The sequence below is a fragment of the Phenylobacterium sp. genome (assembly GCF_035569475.1).
In the GTDB taxonomy this organism is placed as follows: Bacteria; Pseudomonadota; Alphaproteobacteria; order Caulobacterales; family Caulobacteraceae; genus Phenylobacterium.
On sequence record NZ_DATMNA010000042.1, the window covers coordinates 25,716 to 42,886 of the forward strand.

A 17,171-nucleotide genomic window follows, 5' to 3' on the forward strand; every position below is an offset into this window, starting at 1 on the left:
ACGAAGGCCCGGAAGCTAGCCGCTTCTCGCGCCCGGCGCCAAGGCTTGGTAAGCCACGCAGCAAGATTGCTGACTCGGCCCGGAGACCCTGCCTGATGACCGCGCGCGCCGCCGTAATCCTCGCCGCCGGACAAGGCACGCGGATGAAGTCCGCCACGCCCAAGGTGCTGCACAAGGTGGGCGGGCGCGGCCTGCTCGAGCGGGTGATCGACACCGTCGAAGCGACGGGCTGCGAGAGGATCGTGGTGGTGGTGGGCGCCGGCCCCTCCGCCGTGCGCGACCTTGTCGTCCGCCGGCTGGGCGAGGGCGCGGTGGCCGTGCAGGACCCGCCGCTCGGCACCGGCCATGCGGTGATGGCGGCGCGGGAGGCCCTGGCCGGTTTCGAGGGCGACGTCCTGGTGACAAACGGCGACTGCCCCTTGCTCGCCCCCGCCGACCTGGAGCCGCTGTTCGAGCTGCGCGGGCAGGGCGCGGACCTGGCCCTGCTGGGCTTCGAGCCGGTGGACGCGCTGCTCTACGGGCGAATGATGATGACTGCGAGGGGCGAGGTCAGCCGAATCGTCGAGCCGAAGGACGCCAGTCCGGCCGAACTGGCCGTGCGGACCTGCTACGCGGGCATGCTCTGCGCCGACAAGGCCCGCCTGTTCGGCTGGCTGGACCGCACCACCAACGACAACGCCAAGGGCGAGTACTACCTCACCCAGATCGTGGCCCTCGCCGCCGACGACAAGGCCGCGACCCGGGCCGCAATCGTCCCCGAGAGCGCGGTGATGGGGTGCGACACGCCGATGCAGCTCTCCCAGGCCGAGCGCATCTTCCAGGATCGCCGCCGCGCCCAGGCGCTGGCCGACGGCGTGGCCATGCCGGCGCCGGAGACGGTGCACTTCTCCTACGACACCGAGATCGCCGCGGGCGTGACGGTCGAGCAGTTCGTGGTCTTCGCGCCGGGCGTGACGGTGGAGACCGGCGCCGTGATCCGCGCCTTCAGCCACCTGGAGGGCGCCCGTGTAGGCCCCGGCGCCCTGATCGGCCCCTACGCCCGCCTGCGGCCCGGCGCCGACATCGGCGAGGACGCCCACATCGGCAACTTCGTCGAGGTCAAGAAGGTCACGGTCGGCAAGGGCGCCAAGGCCAACCACCTGACCTACCTGGGCGACGGCTCGGTGGGGGCGGGCGCGAACATCGGCGCCGGCACGATCTTCTGCAACTACGACGGCTTCGACAAGCACGAGACCCACGTGGGCGAGGGCGCCTTCATCGGCTCGAACACCGCGCTCGTGGCGCCGGTGAAGGTGGGGCCGGGCGCCTACACCGGCTCCGGCTCGGTGATCACCAAGGACGTGGCCGCCGACGCCCTGGCCGTCGAACGCTCGGCCCAGGTGCAGCGCGAAGGCTGGGCGGCCAAGTTCCGCGCCCGCAAACTGGCCGCCCGCGCGGCGAAGGGAAAGGCATGATCTTCCCTTCCGCTCATCCCCGCGAAGGCGGGGACCCAGGTGTTTTGGTGCTTCTGAGTCTGGGTTGGCGCCGCCGCGATAGGTCTGCGCGCCGCAACGAAAAAAGCCTGGGTCCCCGCCTTCGCGGGGATGAGCGGGGGTTGGGTTGAGCTCGGCGGACGATCAGAAGCGGGCCGCGGGCGAGGCCGCCGCGGCGCTTGTCGAGACCGGCATGGTGGTGGGCCTGGGCACCGGCTCGACCGCGGCCTGGTTCGTGCGCGCCCTGGCGGCGCGGGGCCTGAACGTCACCTGCGTGGCGACCTCGCAGGCCACCGCCGACCTGGCGTCCAGCTTCGGCCTTGCCATCGCCGAACTGGGCGAGACGCGGGCCATCGACCTCACCGTCGACGGGGCCGACGAGATCGGGCCGGGGCTTTCGCTGATCAAGGGCGGCGGCGCGGCGCTCTTGCGCGAGAAGCTGGTGTGGGAGGCCTCGGGCCGCTGCGTGGTGATCGCCGACGCCGCCAAGCAGGTGAAGACGCTGGGAAAATTCCCCCTGCCGATCGAGGTGGTGGCCTTCGGGCACAAGACCACGGCCTTGCGGATCTGCGACGTGCTCAGCGAATTCGACATCGCCATGATGCCGCGGCTGCGGGTAACCGACGGCGGCCCCGTGCGAACTGACGGGGGCAACCTCATCTATGACGCAGCTTGCGGCCGGATCGAGGAGCCGGCGGCCCTGGCGGCGGCGCTGAAAAGCGTCACCGGCGTGGTCGACCATGGCCTGTTCCTAGATCTGGCCGACCTCGCCTTGATCGGCGCGGACGGCGGCGTCATGACCCTCGAGCCCTGAACGGCCGAGCGAACCAAGGAGGCCCGACGGTGGCCAAGTACGACTACGACCTCTTCGTGATCGGCGCGGGCTCCGGCGGGGTGCGCGCCGCGCGCTTGGCGGCCATGTCCGGCGCCAAGGTGGCCGTCGCCGAGGAGCATCGGGTCGGCGGCACCTGCGTGATCCGCGGCTGCGTGCCCAAGAAGTTCATGGTCTACGCTTCGGAATTCTCCCACCATTTCAAGACCGCCAAGAGCTACGGATGGACGGTCGAAGGCGCGACGTTCGACTGGCAGGCCTTCCTGGCGGAAAAGGACAAGGAGATCGCCCGGCTCTCCGGCATCTATGTCCGCAACCTGCAGAACGCCGGCGCGGAGCTGGCGCACGGCAAGGCCCGCCTGCTCGACGCCCACACCGTCGAAGTCGACAAGGTCGGAACCCGCACCGCCGACAAGATCCTGATCGCCACCGGCGGGCGGCCCTGGGCGCCCAAGGACCTGCCGGGCGTGGAGCTCGCCATCTCCTCCAACGAGGCCTTCCACCTTCCAGAGCTGCCCAGGCGCATCGTCATCGCCGGCGGCGGCTACATCGCCGTGGAGTTCGCCGGCATCTTCAACGGCCTGGGCGTCGAGACCGCCCTGGTCCATCGCGGCCCGAACGTGCTGCGCGGCTTCGACGACGACGTCCGCAGCCACCTGGCCGAGGAGATGGAGAAGCGCGGGATCACCGTGGTCCTGGGGACCCAGCACACCGCCATCGAGAAGACCTCCGGCGGCCTGCTCAGCCGGTTCTCCAACGGCCACGAGGTCGAGAGCGACGTGGTGATGCTCTGCCTGGGACGCGAGCCCTATGTGGAAGGACTCGGCCTGGAGGCGGCCGGGGTGAAGCTGACCGAGCGGGGCGCGGTGGCCGTCGACGACCATTCGCGCAGCAATGTCGAGAACATCTGGGCGGTGGGCGACGTCACCGACCGCATCAACCTGACGCCGGTGGCGATCCGCGAAGGCCAGGCCTTCGCCGAGACCGAGTTCTACGGCCGGCCCACGGCGTTCGATCACGAGACCGTGGCGTCCGCCGTCTTCTCCCAGCCGCCGATCGGCTCGGTGGGCCTCAGCGAGGCCGACGCGCGCAAGGTCTGCGGCAAGGTCGACATCTACCTGGCCCGCCTGAAACCCATGAAATACGCCTTCAACGGCAGCGACGAACGCGCCCTGCTGAAGCTGGTGGTCGACTGCGCCACCGAGAAGGTGGTGGGCTGCCATGTGGTCGGCCCCGACGCCCCGGAGATGATCCAGATGGCCGCCATCGCCATCAAGATGGGCGTCACCAAGGCCCAGTGGGACGCCGCCTGCGCGGTCCACCCGACGCTCGCCGAGGAGCTGGTCACCATGCGTGAGAAATTTGTACCCATGGGCCTGGGGCAGGTGGCGTGAGCGCCAGCCGCACTGCCGCCGCCCCGCGTGACCTGCTGGCCGCCTGGTGCGGCTGGGTGCTGATCGGCGCGGCGGTGCTGGTCGCCCCCTTCGGGTGGCTCTGGCCGCTGGGGTTCTCCGGCCTGATGTCCCTCGTGGGCCTGCTCTGCCTGCCGGCGGTGCGGATCGACGACCGGGACCGGCCGGCGGCGATGATCCTGTTCGCGGGCCTGATCTGGGCGGCGGTCTCGACGACCTGGAGCCCGTACCATCCGACCAAGCCCGCCAACAACAGCATCCTCAAGCTCGCCTTCGAGCTGCCCCTCTACTGGAGCGCCATCTCCGCGGCGCGGCGCGCCGACCCGGTGCTGCGCACCCGCGCCCTGCACATCCTGGCCTACGGCTGCGCGCTGTTCGGCCTGGTGCTGCTGGAGGAGGGCCTGACGCGGGGCGTAGCCTACAAGGCGCTGCACGCGGTCTACGGGCCGATCCGCGACGACCTGGCGGAATCCAACGACGGCCACACCACCCAGGTGCTGGGCCTGCTCTGGCCCCTGGCGGCGCTCAGCGGACCCCGCCGCCTGCGGCCCTGGCTGGCCCTGGCGATGGCGGCGGGAACGGGCGCGGCGGCGCTGGCCTTCGGCTACGACGCCCCGGTCCTTAGCCTTTTCCTGGCGCCGATCGTGGCCCTGCTGGTCTGGCGCTGGCCGCGCGGCGCGCCGAAGCTTCTGGCCCTGGCCGCGGCGGTGCTGTTCCTGGCCATGCCGTTCGGCATCTGGGCGGTCCGCCACTTCTTCGACTACGAGGCGATCCGCGCCGACCTGCCCAAGACCGACTCCATGCGCATGGGCTACTGGAGCCACGCCATCGACTGGATCAAACTGCGGCCCCTGCAGGGCTGGGGGCTCGAGGCCAGCCGCATGTTCGGGCCGGGCATCATCCTGCATCCGCACAACAATCCGCTGCAGATCTGGCTGGAGCTGGGCGCCGTGGGCGCGGTGACCGCGGCGGCCTTCTGGGGTGTGGTGCTGAGCCGGCTGTCGCGGCCGGCCCCCAGCCTGGCGGCCGCCGCCACCGCGGCCAGCGCCTGCGTCTACTTGCTGTTCGGCGTCAACTTCGGAGTCTGGCAGGAGTGGTGGCTGGCCCTGGGCGCCCTGGTGGCCCTGCTGGCCGTGGCCAACGCCGCCCAGGAAAAGGCCCTGTAGGCCCAAACCCTGGAAGCCCGGGCCTGCAAGCATCGACCTGCGCCCCTATCTTGGAGTAGAACGCCCGGCTTCCCCGCCGGACCGCGGGGCGCGGAGTTGGAGCGATGACGGAACATTGGACGCCGGCCTCCTGGAGGGGCAAGCCCGGCAAGCACATGCCGGGCGACTATCCGGACCTGGCCGCCCTGGCCAAGGCCGAGCAGACCCTGCGCGCCATGCCGCCGCTGGTTTTTGCAGGTGAGGCCCGCCGCCTGAAAGGCCTGCTCGCCGACGTCTCCGAGGGCCGCGCCTTCCTGCTGCAGGGCGGCGACTGCGCCGAGAGCTTCAAGGAATTCCACGCCGACAACATCCGCGACACCTTCCGCCTGATCCTGCAGATGGCGGTGGTGCTGACCTTCGCCGGCGGAAAGCCCGTCGTGAAGGTGGGCCGCATGGCCGGTCAGTTCGCCAAGCCGCGCTCGGCGCCCACCGAGACGGTCGGCGGCGTGACCCTGCCGTCCTACCGCGGCGACATCATCAACGGCATGGAGTTCACCGCCGAGGCCCGCACGCCGGACCCGCAGCGGCTGATCCAGGCCTATTCGCAGTCCGCTGCGACGCTGAACCTGCTGCGCGCCTTCGCCGGCGGCGGCTACGCCGACCTGCACAATATTCACAAATGGACGCTGGGCTTCGTGAACGACAGCCCGCAGGGGGCCCGGTACCGCGAGCTCTCCGAGAAGATCTCGGAATCGCTCGCCTTCATGGAGGCCATCGGCGTCACGCCGGAGAGCCACCCGAGCCTGCACCAGGTGGAGTTCTTCACCAGCCACGAGGCGCTGCTGCTCAACCTCGAAGAGGCGATGACCCGCGTCGATAGCACCACCGGCCAGTGGTACGACACCTCCGCCCACCTGGTCTGGATCGGCGAGCGCACCCGCGATCTCGACGGCGCCCACGTCGAGTTCTTCAAGGGGATCCGGAACCCCATCGGCGTGAAGTGCGGCCCGACGATGGAGCCCGACGACCTCCTGCGCCTGGCCGACGCGCTCAGCCCCGCCAACGAGCCCGGCCGCCTGACGCTCTACGGCCGCTTCGGCCACGACAAGATCGACAAGCGCCTTCCGGCCCTGCTGCGCGCCACCAAGGCCGCCGGCAAGAAGGTGGTCTGGGCCATCGACCCGATGCACGGCAACACGCTGACCGCCAACAACGGCTACAAGACCCGGCCCTTCGACCGCATCCTCACCGAGGTCAAAAGCTTCGTGGAGATCTGCAAGGCCGAGGGCGTGCACCCCGGCGGCGTCCACCTGGAGATGACCGGCCAGAACGTCACCGAATGCACCGGCGGCGCCCGCGAGGTCACCGAGGGCGACCTGGCCGACCGCTACCACACCCACTGCGACCCACGCCTGAACGGCGAGCAGGCCCTGGAGCTCGCCTTCCTGGTGGCCGAAAAGCTGAAGGAAGAGCGGCTCGACGAGGCCAGGCGCGCGGCTGCAGGCGGGGCCTAGCGGGCGAGCGGGAAGGGCGCGCGACACCCAATCGCGCTCATCCCCGCGCAAGCGGGGGCCCAGGTGTCTTTCGGGAGCACCGAGCAAACTGCAGGCCGGTGTCTAGCTAGGCCTCCAGCAGCCTGTCGAGCAGCGCGGGCCAGCGCATCTCGAAGTCGGTGTCGCGTTGGAGTCCCCGTTCCATCACCGCCTTGATTCGCCGCTGAGCTTCAGGCCACGTCAGGGCGCTCTCAAAGGAGATGAGCGCCCCGAGGAGCTGGTCGGCGGTCGGCAGCGAGACCTGGTTGACCAAAGCCTTGGCTGCGCTGAGCGCGCGACGATCGAAGGAGGCGATCCGCCGCGCGAGCGCGTCGACGAAGCCGTCGAGTTCGGCGTCCGGAAGGCACCGGTTGACATAGCCATACCGTTCCGCGGTCTCGCCGTCGAAATCGTCGGCGCCGAGTATGATCTCGAGCGCGCGGCCGCGACCGACGAGCCGCGGAAGACGTTCAGCGCCGCCCCCGCCTGGATGCAGGCCGACCCCGACTTCCGGTTGGCCTAGCGAGGTGTTCTCACGGGATGCAAACCGCATGTCGCACGCGAGGACGAACTCGCTGCTCACGCCCCTGACGCACCCTCGGATCCTCGCAATGCTGACGACAGGCGACTTGCTGAGGCGGACGAAGGTGTCCATCAGGACCGGAAGGCCGGAAGGTCCCACGCCGGTGAGCGTGTTCCCGAGGTTCCCGCTCAGATCGAAGTGAGCCAGGTAGAACTCCGGGTAGGCGCTTTCGAACACCACGACCCGCAGGGACTCACTCGCGTCGAAACGAGCCAGCAGGTCCTGGAGGCCGCCGAACAGCGCCCCGTCCACGATGTTGAAGGGCGGGTTTTCGAACACCACCCTCCAGTAACCGGGGGACTCCTCGACGACGCGCAGGGGAGGTGCGGCATTGACCATGGTTCAATGCTCCTAGGTCAGTGGCGGAACGCGGCGGCGTCCTGGCCGGAGACCCAGGGGCGTCTCAGGCCGAGACCGGGGCGAGCGCGTTCGCGGCGTCGCGGATCACGCCCAGGACCACATCGGGCTTGGAGAGCATGGGGACGTGACTGGCGTCGACCTCCACCGTCCGGGCGCCCATGCGCTTGGCCGCGAACCGTTCCAGCTCCGGGTTAACGGTGCAGTCCTGCTTCGCCACGACATACCAGCTCGGCTTTGTGCGCCAGGCGACGCCGTCCAGTTTCTGGGTGAACAGATCGGGGACCGGCACGGCCTGGGTGGCCCAGACGAGCTTCTGCTCCGCCTCGGGCAAATCCCCGCAGAAGTCTGGCACGCCCTCCGGACGCAGCCAGATCCGGCCGTCGACGACCTCGATGTGGGAGAAGACGGGGGTGACGGGGAACTTCTCCTGCTGGCTTTGCGAGGTCTCCGTCTCGTCGGGCGCGAGGGCCGCGATGTAGACCAGCGCGGCAACCCGGGGGTCCGTCCCCGCATGCGTGATCAAGGTCCCGCCGTAGGAGTGGCCGACCAGGACCACGGGGCCGCTGACGCGCCCGAAGCAACGGGTGACGCACTCGACGTCGCCCTCCAGGGAGTCCAGGCCGTGCTGGGAGCAGATCACCTGATGCCCCTCGGCCTGCAACGCCGGGATCAGCTTCTGGAAACATGAGCCATCGGCCCAGAGCCCGTGGGCGAAGACGATGCTCGGCTTGGCTGTCATGGCGCGCCTCCTTCATTCAATGGAGCAGCAAACGTCCCACAGGCGCGCGCGGGTGTTCTTGGCAGACTCGACCGTTCTTGGCCGGACGGATCAATTTATTTAATTTCCGCTGCTGGCGCCGCGTTCGGCTCCCTGGCCGGATACTTACAAGCGGAGCTGTGGAGAGCGGCTGGACAAGGCGACGACCCTTTCCTACTGATTTTGTCTCGCCGCTCAGGTTCGCGCCATGAACAATGGACCTGACCCCTTCCGACAGACGCGCCTAGACGCGACGGAGGCGTTCGGAAGCAATCTGGCCGCTCACTTTCACCTGAAGGAGAGCGAACAGGTCTCCACGGCATGGGCGGGGCCGAGCGTGTTCGGGATCACACGCCTGCGGTCCGACACCGGCATTCCGGACCGCACGACGCGAGTGCCGAGCGAAGCCGCATTGCACATCTCGGTCTCCCTCCTGCCGGTCCCGACGCGCACCTATGATCTCTGGATCGACGGAAAAGCGATCGACGTTCCGTACATCGCGTCACTGCGAACCAGCGTCATGGACCTCGAATCCGACCCGGTCTGCTGGGTCGGCGCGGGGTTCGACTATGTGCACTACCATGTGCCGAAAGCGGGATTGGACGAGATCGCGAGGGACCACGGCGTCGAACCGGCGGGCTCATACAAGTTCGCGATCTGCGAGCACGACATCGTGCTGGCCCAACTCACCCAATATGTCCTCCCGTTCATCGGCTCGCGCGACTGGACAGGCTCCCTTGCGCTCGACCAGTTCAGCCTGATCCTGGGTGCGCATGTGCTCAGAACCTACGGGGGGCTCCCGGCGTCGGAGAGGGCGACGAGGGGTGGGCTGGCGCCCTGGCAAGCCAGGCGCGTCGCCGAGATGATCCGGGAGAGTCTCGAGGGGAACATTCGCCTGGCGGACATGGCGCGCGAGTGCGGGCTTTCGGTCAGCCACTTCACGCGCGCGTTCCGCAGCAGCTTCGGGGTGTCGCCCTATCGTTGGCTGCTCGAACGGAAGATCGAATGCGCGAAGGCGCTGCTGCAGACCAGCGGCTTCTCCATAGCTGACGTCGCCATCGGCTCCGGCTTTGCGGACCAGACCACGTTCACGCGCGCATTTCGACGGATCGTGGGTGACAGCCCGGCCCGGTGGCGGCGCGCCATGGGGTCAAGGCGCTGACATTGTAGATTCGAGGAACGCTCACGCCGTGCGCGGTCGCGAGCCGAAGGTCCGCTTTTCGGAAGCGAACCAACGCCGCGAGTGGGGACACGCATGAGTTCGCTGAACACGCGCCGTTAGAGCCGCGCCGGAAGCCGCGCGTATCCCCGCTTTCCGCCTTGGGCTGGGGAGGGACTACGCCCGTAGAGCCGCCGCCGCCGTTGCTGTCACTCGCCGCCGCTCGCCGAGAATGCGTGGCGCAGCGTCGCCAGGTACGTGGCGCGGATCGGGTTGAGGTCCATCGCCGGGTCGATCAGCACCTGGATGGAGAGCCCCAGCAATTGGCTGCCGACCATCAGGGCGGCTGCGGTCGCGTCCAAGTCCGGTCTGATCTGACCCTCCGCCTGACCCTGACGGATCCAGCCTTCGAAACGCGCGCCGATGCGGTCGTGCTCGGCGGCGAACACCGTCCGGAAGGTCGAGATGTCCGCCACCGCCCAGGCCAGCAGGCGGAAATAGGCCTGGACCTCGCCCAGGTGCGAGAGCCTCTGGACGTAGTGGTTGGCATAGGTGAGGAGCGCCTCCAGGCCGGGCAGCCCGTCGAGCTTTCCGCCGTCGGCGAAGCTCTCCCGGCCGTCATGCAGGTAGGCGATGACCGCCTCGATCAGGCCCAGCTTCGAGCCGAACCGTTGCCCGACCAGTCCGCGGCTGTAGCCGCTGCGGCGCGCGATCGCCTCGAAGGTGCTCGCGCTCACGCCCTCCTCAGAGACCAAGGCGACCGCGGCCCTCACCAGTCCCCGCTCGGACTCGTCGCGTCGCTCCGCCTGTGTCCGCCGCCGATTCGTTTTCTGCGCTGTGTCTTCCATCAGAGTGGAAAGCTACCCTCCGCGCTCCTGCCCGCCAAACCCCGTCCGAGGGGCGCGCGCCAGCATCCTTGCGCCAGTCCCCACAAAATGCGTTATTGTTGGCTGTCCAGCCAGTAAGTTGCGCGGAGCTGGAGGACACCGACGAGCGACGGCCCTGCAAGAGGGCGAGGGAGAGGCGCCATGAGGACTTCACAGAAGGCGATTGCTGGGCTGGGCTTGCTGGCGACGGCGGCCAGCGCCATCGCCCTTATGGCGTCTCCGCACGGCGTCTCGAGCGCCAGGGCCGAGGCGCCGAAAGCCGGCGGGCCGGCGCGGGTCGACGACTTCCTGCTGGCCGACCAGAACCTGTTCGGCCGCCAACTCTACTGGATGAGGCAGGACAAGGCCGTGGTCCTGGTCACCTACGCCTCCGGCGACAAGCAACTGCACGCCGACGCCCAGGCGCTGATGGCGCTCAGGGCCGCCTACGCCGGCAAGGGCGTCGAGATGATGGCGGTCGACAGCCGCCTGGGCGACCGCCGCGATCCGGTGATCGCCGACGCCAAGGCCGCGGGGCTCGCGGATATGCCGATCCTGTTCGACTACGAGCAACTGGTGGGCGAGGAACTGGGCGTGACCCGCGCTGCCGAAGTGATCGTGATCGATCCGCGGGGCTGGACCATCGCTTATCGCGGTCCCGTGGATGGCGCCAAGCCTGCCATCGACGCCCTGGTCGCCGGCCAGAAGGTCGCCCTGACGTCGGTCGAGGCCAGGGGCGAGCTGATCGCCTTCCCGGAGCGGGCCAAGGCTGCGACCTTCGCGCAGATCTCCTACGCCAAGACCATCGCCCCGATGGTCGAGGCCAAGTGCGTGACCTGCCACCAGCCGGGCGGGATCGGCCCGATGCCGCTCACCAGCTACGAGCAGGTCAAGGGCTTCTCGCCGATGATCCGCGAGGTCATCCGCACCCACCGCATGCCGCCTTTCGAGCCCGACGAGACGGTGGGCCAGTGGAAGGACGACGGGCGCCTGTCGCCGCAGCAGATGAAGACCCTCGTCCACTGGATCGACGCCGGCGCACCGCGCGGGAGCGGCGAGGACCCGCTCAAGAAGATCGACTTCAAGGCCCCTGAATGGCCGCTCGGCAAGCCCGACAAGATCGTCGAGATTCCGACCATGAAGGTCCCCGCCAGCGGGGTCATCGACTATCAATATCCGTCGGTGAAGAATGTCATGACCGAGGGCCGCTGGCTGAAGGCCTCGGCCTTCGTGGTCAACGACCGCCAGGCGGTGCACCATATCCTGTCGGGCGTGGCGCCCAGCGACACGCCGGCGGGTGAGACGGTCGCCGGCTCTCCGTTCACGACCCTGCTGCAGGGCTATGTCCCGGGCGTGGGCTACCAGAAGATGGCGCAGGACAGCGGCCTGTGGATTCCGTCCGGCAGCGGCCTGGCGTTCCAGGCCCACTACACGACCTATGGCAAGGCGACGGTCGAGAACACCAAGCTCGGGCTCTACTTCTATCCCAAGGGCGAGGAGCCGAAATATCCGCGGCGCACCTTCGGCATCTTCGACTTCTCCATCGAGATCCCGGCCGGCGAGGCGGACCACAAGGAGGTCGCCTACATCGAGTTCCCGAAGGACGCGGTGGTCTACGCCTTCACCCCGCATTCCCATAAGCGCGGCGTCGCGGCCAACGTCTCGATCCGCTATCCGGACGGCAAGGAAGAGATGCTGCTGGCCATGCCGCGGTACGATTTCAACTGGCAGTGGGACTATGTGCTGGCCAAGCCGCTCAACGTGCCGGCCGGCTCGAAGATCATCACCCGCTGGGTCTACGACAACTCGACCCGCAACCCCGGCAATCCCGATCCGACCAAGACGGTCTACTGGGGCGAGCAGTCCTTCGAGGAGATGCTGGCGGTCTACATCCACTACCATTGGGCCGGCGAGACCGCGAAGGCCCCGCGGGACGACTACGACAAGCTGATGCAGGCCAACCTCATGCTCGACGTCATGGACGACAACATGGACGGCAAGCTCGAGTATTCGGAGCTGAAGGGCGGCCCGCAGAGCCCGGGCACGATGCTGAAGAAGTACTTCGCCCTGATCGACACGGACCACGACGGCTCCATCGACGCCAAGGAGCTCGCGGCGGCCATGAAGCTGCTGCCGAAGCGCGGTGGCGGCAGGGCGGCGGCGTCTTCCGCTGCGCCCGTCCAGCCCGCGCCAGCAGCGACCCCGACGGCCGGAGGGCGCTAGGGTGGAGGGGAGGGCCCCATGAGACGCGCCACGTTTCCCGTCCTCCCGCTCTCACGGCCGGCGTTGCGGCAGCGACGCCTCCAATGACGACGCCTCCGCCCGACAAGCCGCCCGTGGCCTTCCTCGGGCTGGGCAAGATGGGCGTCGCCATGGCCACGAACCTCCGGCGCGCGGGCTATCCGCTGGTGGTTTGGAACCGGTCGGCCGGAAAGGCGGAGTCGCTGCGCGCGGCGGGCGCGACCCTCGCCCAATCCCCGGCGGCCGCCGCCCAGGCCGCGGACATCGTGATCTCCAGCCTGGCTGACGACGCATCGCTGCGGGCCGTGGTGTCCGGGCCGGATGGCGTCCTCAGCGGCCTGCGCCCCGGCGCGATCCACATCGGCGCGAGCACGGTCTCCCCGGGCCTCTCGGACGAACTCGGGGCGCTGCACGCCGCGGCGGGAGGCCGCTACATCGCCGGCCCCGTGGTGGGGCGCGTGCCGGCCGCCGAGGCCGCACGGCTCGTGACCTTCGTCGCCGGCGATTCCGATGCGATCGAGGCCGTGCGGGCGGTGATCAGCGCCTACGCGCCCATGATCGCCGTTGTCGGCGAACGCCAGGGCCAGGCCGCCGTGGCCAAGCTGATCGCCAACTTCCTCGGCGCCTCGGGCATGGACCTCATCGGCCAGTCGCTGGCCTGGGCCGAGAAGTCCGGCCTGCCGCCGGACCTCGTCCCGCAGATGCTGTCCGGCTTCTTCGGCAATCCTGGGACGCGGGAGTACATCACCAAGATCGGCGAGCGCGACTTCGACGACGTCGGCTTCACGGCGGCGGGCGGTTTGAAGGATGTCCAGTTGATGATCGACGCCGCCCAGGCTGTGGACCTGCGGCTGTCGAGCGCGGAGGCGCTGCGCGCCAAGCTGGACGCCGCGATCGCGCGTGGCTGGCAGAACAGGGACTGGAGCTGTTTCACCGACATCGATCGCGCGCCCTGGCGGACGCCCTGAGGGAGACAACGTTGCTGGGCGTGAAGCGGGCGGCCTATGCCCTGCTCACGGGCCATCGCGTCGACGCCGCGACCGCCCTGGACTGGGGCATGGTCAACGAGGTGCTGCCGCGCGGGGCGGCGCAGCCTGCGGGCTGAGGAACGGGGAAGGGTTCTTCAACACTCGGGCCCTACAGTCGCCGCGCGTAAGGTGAGGTGGCGTAGAATGCGGTCGGGCGGCGGCGACGGCGACGAGCGAGAGTCATCCGTTCCCTCGCCGTGGCGCGGCGACACCGCGGCGATGCTTCGGCGCGGGTCCGGCCTGTGCCTGCCGCTGTTGACCGCTATCGCCGTATTTCCCGTGTCGGGCTGGCGGCTTGCGCTGGGGTGGCTGCTGGCGATGCTCGCCGTGGCGATCGCGGAGCGGCCGTGGCGGCCGGCCAGAGGCGCAAAGACGCGCGGCGATGCGGTCTTCGCGTGGCTCCGCAACGCGGGCTATTCGCTCGCGGCCTTCTATCTCGTCGCCCTTCACACCGGGGCGGCCCAGACGTTCGGCGTGTCGCTGATGGGCCTGGTCCTGTTTCAAATCGTGGCCAAGGACTACGACCACCCCCGCCGGTTGGCGGCGAACCTGATCCCCCCGATCCTCTGCGTCGCGGTCGTGCAGTGGGGCGCGGCCATGAGCCTGCTCGCCGGCCAGCAGCCGCTGATGGTGATCACCCTGGTCGCCAGCCCCCTGGCCGTCGCCGGATTGCTGCGGACCGTCCAGAAGGACCTGGCCGCCAAGCGGGGCCGGCTCGACGCGGCGGTCGTGCAGGCGCAGGCGGCGGCGGAGGCCAAGTCGGACTTCCTCGCCAACATGAGCCACGAAATCCGCACCCCCCTGACCGGGATCATCGGGTTTTCGGATCTCCTGAACCGCCTGCCCGACCTGCCGCCGACAGCGGTCACCTACGCGGCCCGGATATCCTCCAGCGGCCAGACCTTGCTGTCGGTGGTCAACGAAATCCTCGACTTCTCGAAGCTGGAGGCCGGTCAGGTGGAGCTCGATCCCCGGCCGTTCCAGGTGGGGCCGTTCTTCGAGGACACGCTCGCCCTGGTCGCGGCCCAGGCCGCCGCCAAGGGCCTGGCCACGCGCCTGGAGATCGACCGCGACATCCCGCCGGTGCTCGACGCCGACAGCACGCGCCTGCGCCAGGTCCTGCTCAACCTTCTGGGCAACGCCATAAAATTCACCGCCCAGGGATCGGTCGGGATCGTCGTGGCGCACGATGCGGCGGAAGACCGCCTGCGCGTGACCGTCTGGGATACGGGGTGCGGCGTGCCTGCGGACAAGCTGGGACGCCTGTTCCACCGCTTCTCGCAGGCCGACAACTCGGTGAGCCGCGACCACGGCGGAACCGGGCTCGGCTTATCGATCTGCAAGGCGCTTGTTGAATTGATGGGCGGCCGGATCGACGTCGCCTCCGTGGTCGGCGCCGGCTCCCGGTTCGAGTTCTGGATCGCGGCCCCGCAGGCCGAGCTGCGTGAGCTGGAGCAGGCTGCGGCGGCGGTCCGCTCAGGCGAGGTCGTGCGCGCGTCGCGGATTCTCGTCGTCGACGATCTCGATCAGAATCGCGAGCTCGTGCGCACCATCCTCGAGGCGACCGGCCATTCGGTCGTGGAGGCCGCGGGCGGCGCCGAAGCTGTCGATGCGGCCCGGCAGGCGGCCTTCGACCTCATCCTGATGGACCTGCAGATGCCGGGAATGGACGGCTTCACCGCCGCCCGCGCGATCCGCAGGGGCGCCTCGCCCAACAGCCGCACGCCGATCGTCGCGCTCAGCGCCAACGTGCTGCCCGAGCACCTCGCCGAAAGCGCCAAGGCCGGGATGAACGGCCACATCGGCAAGCCGATCAACATCCCCGAGCTGTTGAGCGTCGTGGCGGCCTGGGTCGAACCGAGGCCGGACGAAGGCCTCGGCGCCCACGGCGAACTCAGGCGGGTTGGGCGGCGGTGATCTTGTCCTGATCGGCCTGCCAGGGCCGCGGGTTATTGTCGCGCTTCGCGCCCTCCTCGCCTTGCAGGCGCAGGTTCAAGCCGCCACCATGGCGGCGCGGGGGAGATCAGCATGCGGAACTTCAAGCGGGTTGCCGGGATCGTCGGCGCGGCCCTGGCGCTCATCGGCGCGGCCCCGGCCGGCGCCACGAGCTTCAAGGTGGCCTTCCCGAAGGCCGCCAGCGCCAAGCCGCTGGACGGCCGCATCGTCCTGGTCGTCAGCCCCAAGGCCACGCCGGAACCGCGCCTGCAGGTCGACCTCGAGGGGACGCTGCGCAGTCCCTTCATGTTCGGCCAGACCGTCGAGGCGATGGCGCCCGGCGCCGCCGTGGCGATCAGCCCCCAGGCCATCGGCTGGCCCGCCGAGCGGCTCGCCGCCCTGCCGGACGGCGATTATACCGTCCAGGCGGTGCTGAACCGCTACGAGACCTTCCATCGCGCCGACGGCTCGGTGGTGAAGCTGCCGCCGGACATGGGCGAGGGCCAGCACTGGAACCTGAAGCCCGGCAACCTCTATTCCAAGCCGCTGCTGGTGCACGTGCGCCGCGGCGGCCCGGTCGTGGCGCTCAGCCTCGACCAGACCATCGCGCCTATCCCCCGCAAGCCCGACACCGAGTTCATCCAGCACGTGCGGATCAGGAGCGAGCTGCTCTCGAAATACTGGGGCCGCGACGTCTACCTGGGCGCCCACGTCCTGCTGCCGGCCGGGTTCGCCCAGCACCCGGAAGCGCGCTTCCCGCTGATGGTCTTCCACGGCCACTATCCGGACGACATCTCGGGCTTCCGCACCACGCCGCCCGACCCGAACCTGAAGCCCGACTATTCCGAGCGCTTCCACCTGGCCGGCTACAACCGCATCCAGCAACAGGAGGCCTACGCCTTCTACCAGCGCTGGATCGCCAAGGATTTCCCGCGCTTCCTGGTCATCGAGATCGAGCACGCCAACCCCTATTACGACGACAGCTATGCGGTGAATTCGGCCAACCTCGGGCCCTACGGCGACGCCATCAACAAGGAGCTGATCCCGGCCATCGAGAAGCAGTTCCGCGGGATCGGGCAGGGCTGGGCGCGGTTCACCTACGGCGGCTCGACCGGCGGCTGGGAGGCCATGGCCACCCAGGTCTTCTATCCGGACATGTACAACGGGGCTTTCATCGCCTGTCCCGACCCCATCGACTTCCGCGCCTATACGACGATCAACCTCTACAAGGACAGGAACGCCTTCTATCAGCAGGGCGTGGCCAACCGGATCGAGCGGCCGGCGCAACGCGACTACCTCGGCCAGACCTTCTCCACCCAGCGCGAGCAGAACCGCATGGAGGCCGTGCTGGGCGACAAATCCCGCTCCGGCGAGCAGTACGACATCTGGCAGGCAGTGTTCGGGCCGCAAGCGCCGGACGGCTATCCCAAGCCGATCTTCGACAAGCTCACCGGCGTCATCGACCCTCAGGTCGCCGCCTACTGGAAGGAGCACTTCGACCTGACCCACATCGTCCAGCGCGACTGGGCGACGCTGGGGCCGAAGCTCGCCGGCAAGCTGCACATCTACGTGGGCTCGGCCGACACCTATTTCCTGACCGACGCGGTCTACTTCGCCCAGGAGACATTGGAGAGCCTGAAGGATCCGGCCTGGGGTGGCGAGGTGGCCTATGGCGACCGGGCCGAGCACTGCTGGAACGGCGACCCCAAGGCGCCCAACGCCTATTCCCGCCTGCACTACAACACCATGTACCTGCCCAAGATCCTGAAGCGCATCGCAGATACCGCGCCGCAGGGCGCCGACCTGACGAGCTGGCGGTACTAGCCGGATCGCCCTTCGCCTGCCTGAG

Annotated in this window: 14 protein-coding genes; 11 read left to right on the top strand and 3 right to left on the bottom strand. The window is 69.1% G+C overall.

Going from position 1 to position 17,171, the window contains the following annotated elements:
• Positions 1–65: 65 nt before the first annotated feature.
• The 5 genes from glmU to VNW53_RS06755 all read left to right on the top strand — a co-directional run bounded on the left by glmU (position 66) and on the right by VNW53_RS06755 (position 6,375).
• On the top strand, positions 66–1,454 hold the full coding sequence (gene glmU / locus VNW53_RS06735; RefSeq protein ID WP_414693252.1) for a bifunctional UDP-N-acetylglucosamine diphosphorylase/glucosamine-1-phosphate N-acetyltransferase GlmU: 1,389 nt from the start codon (positions 66–68) through the stop codon (positions 1,452–1,454).
• Positions 1,455–1,599: 145 nt separating this feature from the next.
• Positions 1,600–2,286: a ribose-5-phosphate isomerase RpiA gene (gene rpiA / locus VNW53_RS06740; RefSeq protein WP_325554453.1), complete on the top strand. Its 687-nt coding sequence runs from the start codon at positions 1,600–1,602 to the stop codon at positions 2,284–2,286.
• Positions 2,287–2,315: 29 nt separating this feature from the next.
• Positions 2,316–3,698 carry a glutathione-disulfide reductase gene (gor, locus tag VNW53_RS06745; RefSeq protein ID WP_325554454.1) on the top strand — a complete coding sequence of 461 codons (1,383 nt, stop codon included), beginning with the start codon at positions 2,316–2,318 and terminating at the stop codon, positions 3,696–3,698.
• Positions 3,695–4,882: an O-antigen ligase family protein gene (locus VNW53_RS06750; protein ID WP_325554456.1), complete on the top strand. Its 1,188-nt coding sequence runs from the start codon at positions 3,695–3,697 to the stop codon at positions 4,880–4,882. Before gor ends, VNW53_RS06750 begins: the two co-directional genes overlap by 4 nt.
• Positions 4,883–4,986: 104 nt before the next feature.
• Positions 4,987–6,375: a class II 3-deoxy-7-phosphoheptulonate synthase gene (locus tag VNW53_RS06755; RefSeq protein WP_325554458.1), complete on the top strand. Its 1,389-nt coding sequence runs from the start codon at positions 4,987–4,989 to the stop codon at positions 6,373–6,375.
• A gap of 106 nt (positions 6,376–6,481) precedes the next feature.
• Here VNW53_RS06755 and VNW53_RS06760 read toward each other — a convergent pair whose 3' ends face one another.
• Complete coding sequence (locus VNW53_RS06760) at positions 6,482–7,315, bottom strand: enoyl-CoA hydratase/isomerase family protein (protein ID WP_325554460.1); 834 nt, start codon at positions 7,313–7,315, stop codon at positions 6,482–6,484.
• Between the two features lie 64 nt (positions 7,316–7,379).
• On the bottom strand, positions 7,380–8,075 hold the full coding sequence (locus VNW53_RS06765; RefSeq protein WP_325554461.1) for an alpha/beta hydrolase: 696 nt from the start codon (positions 8,073–8,075) through the stop codon (positions 7,380–7,382).
• A gap of 355 nt (positions 8,076–8,430) precedes the next feature.
• On the opposite strand from VNW53_RS06765, the gene VNW53_RS06770 reads away from it, so the two are divergent.
• Complete coding sequence (locus tag VNW53_RS06770; RefSeq protein ID WP_325554462.1) at positions 8,431–9,255, top strand: AraC family transcriptional regulator; 825 nt, start codon at positions 8,431–8,433, stop codon at positions 9,253–9,255.
• A 206-nt stretch (positions 9,256–9,461) separates the two neighbouring features.
• Here VNW53_RS06770 and VNW53_RS06775 read toward each other — a convergent pair whose 3' ends face one another.
• On the bottom strand, positions 9,462–10,100 hold the full coding sequence (locus VNW53_RS06775; RefSeq protein ID WP_325554464.1) for a TetR/AcrR family transcriptional regulator: 639 nt from the start codon (positions 10,098–10,100) through the stop codon (positions 9,462–9,464).
• Between the two features lie 180 nt (positions 10,101–10,280).
• On the opposite strand from VNW53_RS06775, the gene VNW53_RS06780 reads away from it, so the two are divergent.
• From VNW53_RS06780 to VNW53_RS06800, 5 genes are all read left to right on the top strand, one after another.
• The gene (locus VNW53_RS06780; RefSeq protein ID WP_325554465.1) at positions 10,281–12,341 is read left to right on the top strand and encodes a hypothetical protein; all 2,061 of its coding nucleotides are present in this window, start codon (positions 10,281–10,283) and stop codon (positions 12,339–12,341) included.
• Positions 12,342–12,424: 83 nt separating this feature from the next.
• Positions 12,425–13,327 (top strand): NAD(P)-dependent oxidoreductase, encoded by a 903-nt coding sequence (locus VNW53_RS06785; RefSeq protein WP_325554466.1) that lies wholly within the window; start codon positions 12,425–12,427, stop codon positions 13,325–13,327.
• 11 nt (positions 13,328–13,338) lie between these two features.
• Positions 13,339–13,464, top strand: a complete 126-nt coding sequence (locus tag VNW53_RS06790) for a hypothetical protein (protein ID WP_325554468.1) — start codon at positions 13,339–13,341, stop codon at positions 13,462–13,464.
• Between the two features lie 67 nt (positions 13,465–13,531).
• Positions 13,532–15,304, top strand: a complete 1,773-nt coding sequence (locus VNW53_RS06795; protein WP_325554470.1) for an ATP-binding protein — start codon at positions 13,532–13,534, stop codon at positions 15,302–15,304.
• Between the two features lie 111 nt (positions 15,305–15,415).
• Entirely contained in the window at positions 15,416–17,146 is a 1,731-nt protein-coding gene (locus VNW53_RS06800) for a hypothetical protein (RefSeq protein WP_325554472.1), read from the top strand.
• Positions 17,147–17,171: the final 25 nt, after the last annotated feature.

Excerpts from the sequence above, each read along its gene's own strand:
- VNW53_RS06755 (WP_325554458.1), top strand. The coding sequence starts at position 4,987 with ATGACGGAACATTGGACGCCGGCCTCCTGGAGGGGCAAGCCCGGCAAG.
- VNW53_RS06760 (WP_325554460.1), bottom strand. The coding sequence starts at position 7,315 with ATGGTCAATGCCGCACCTCCCCTGCGCGTCGTCGAGGAGTCCCCCGGT.
- VNW53_RS06765 (WP_325554461.1), bottom strand. The coding sequence starts at position 8,075 with ATGACAGCCAAGCCGAGCATCGTCTTCGCCCACGGGCTCTGGGCCGAT.
- VNW53_RS06775 (WP_325554464.1), bottom strand. The coding sequence starts at position 10,100 with ATGGAAGACACAGCGCAGAAAACGAATCGGCGGCGGACACAGGCGGAG.
- VNW53_RS06780 (WP_325554465.1), top strand. The coding sequence starts at position 10,281 with ATGAGGACTTCACAGAAGGCGATTGCTGGGCTGGGCTTGCTGGCGACG.
- VNW53_RS06785 (WP_325554466.1), top strand. The coding sequence starts at position 12,425 with ATGACGACGCCTCCGCCCGACAAGCCGCCCGTGGCCTTCCTCGGGCTG.
- VNW53_RS06795 (WP_325554470.1), top strand. The coding sequence starts at position 13,532 with ATGCGGTCGGGCGGCGGCGACGGCGACGAGCGAGAGTCATCCGTTCCC.
- VNW53_RS06800 (WP_325554472.1), top strand. The coding sequence starts at position 15,416 with ATGCGGAACTTCAAGCGGGTTGCCGGGATCGTCGGCGCGGCCCTGGCG.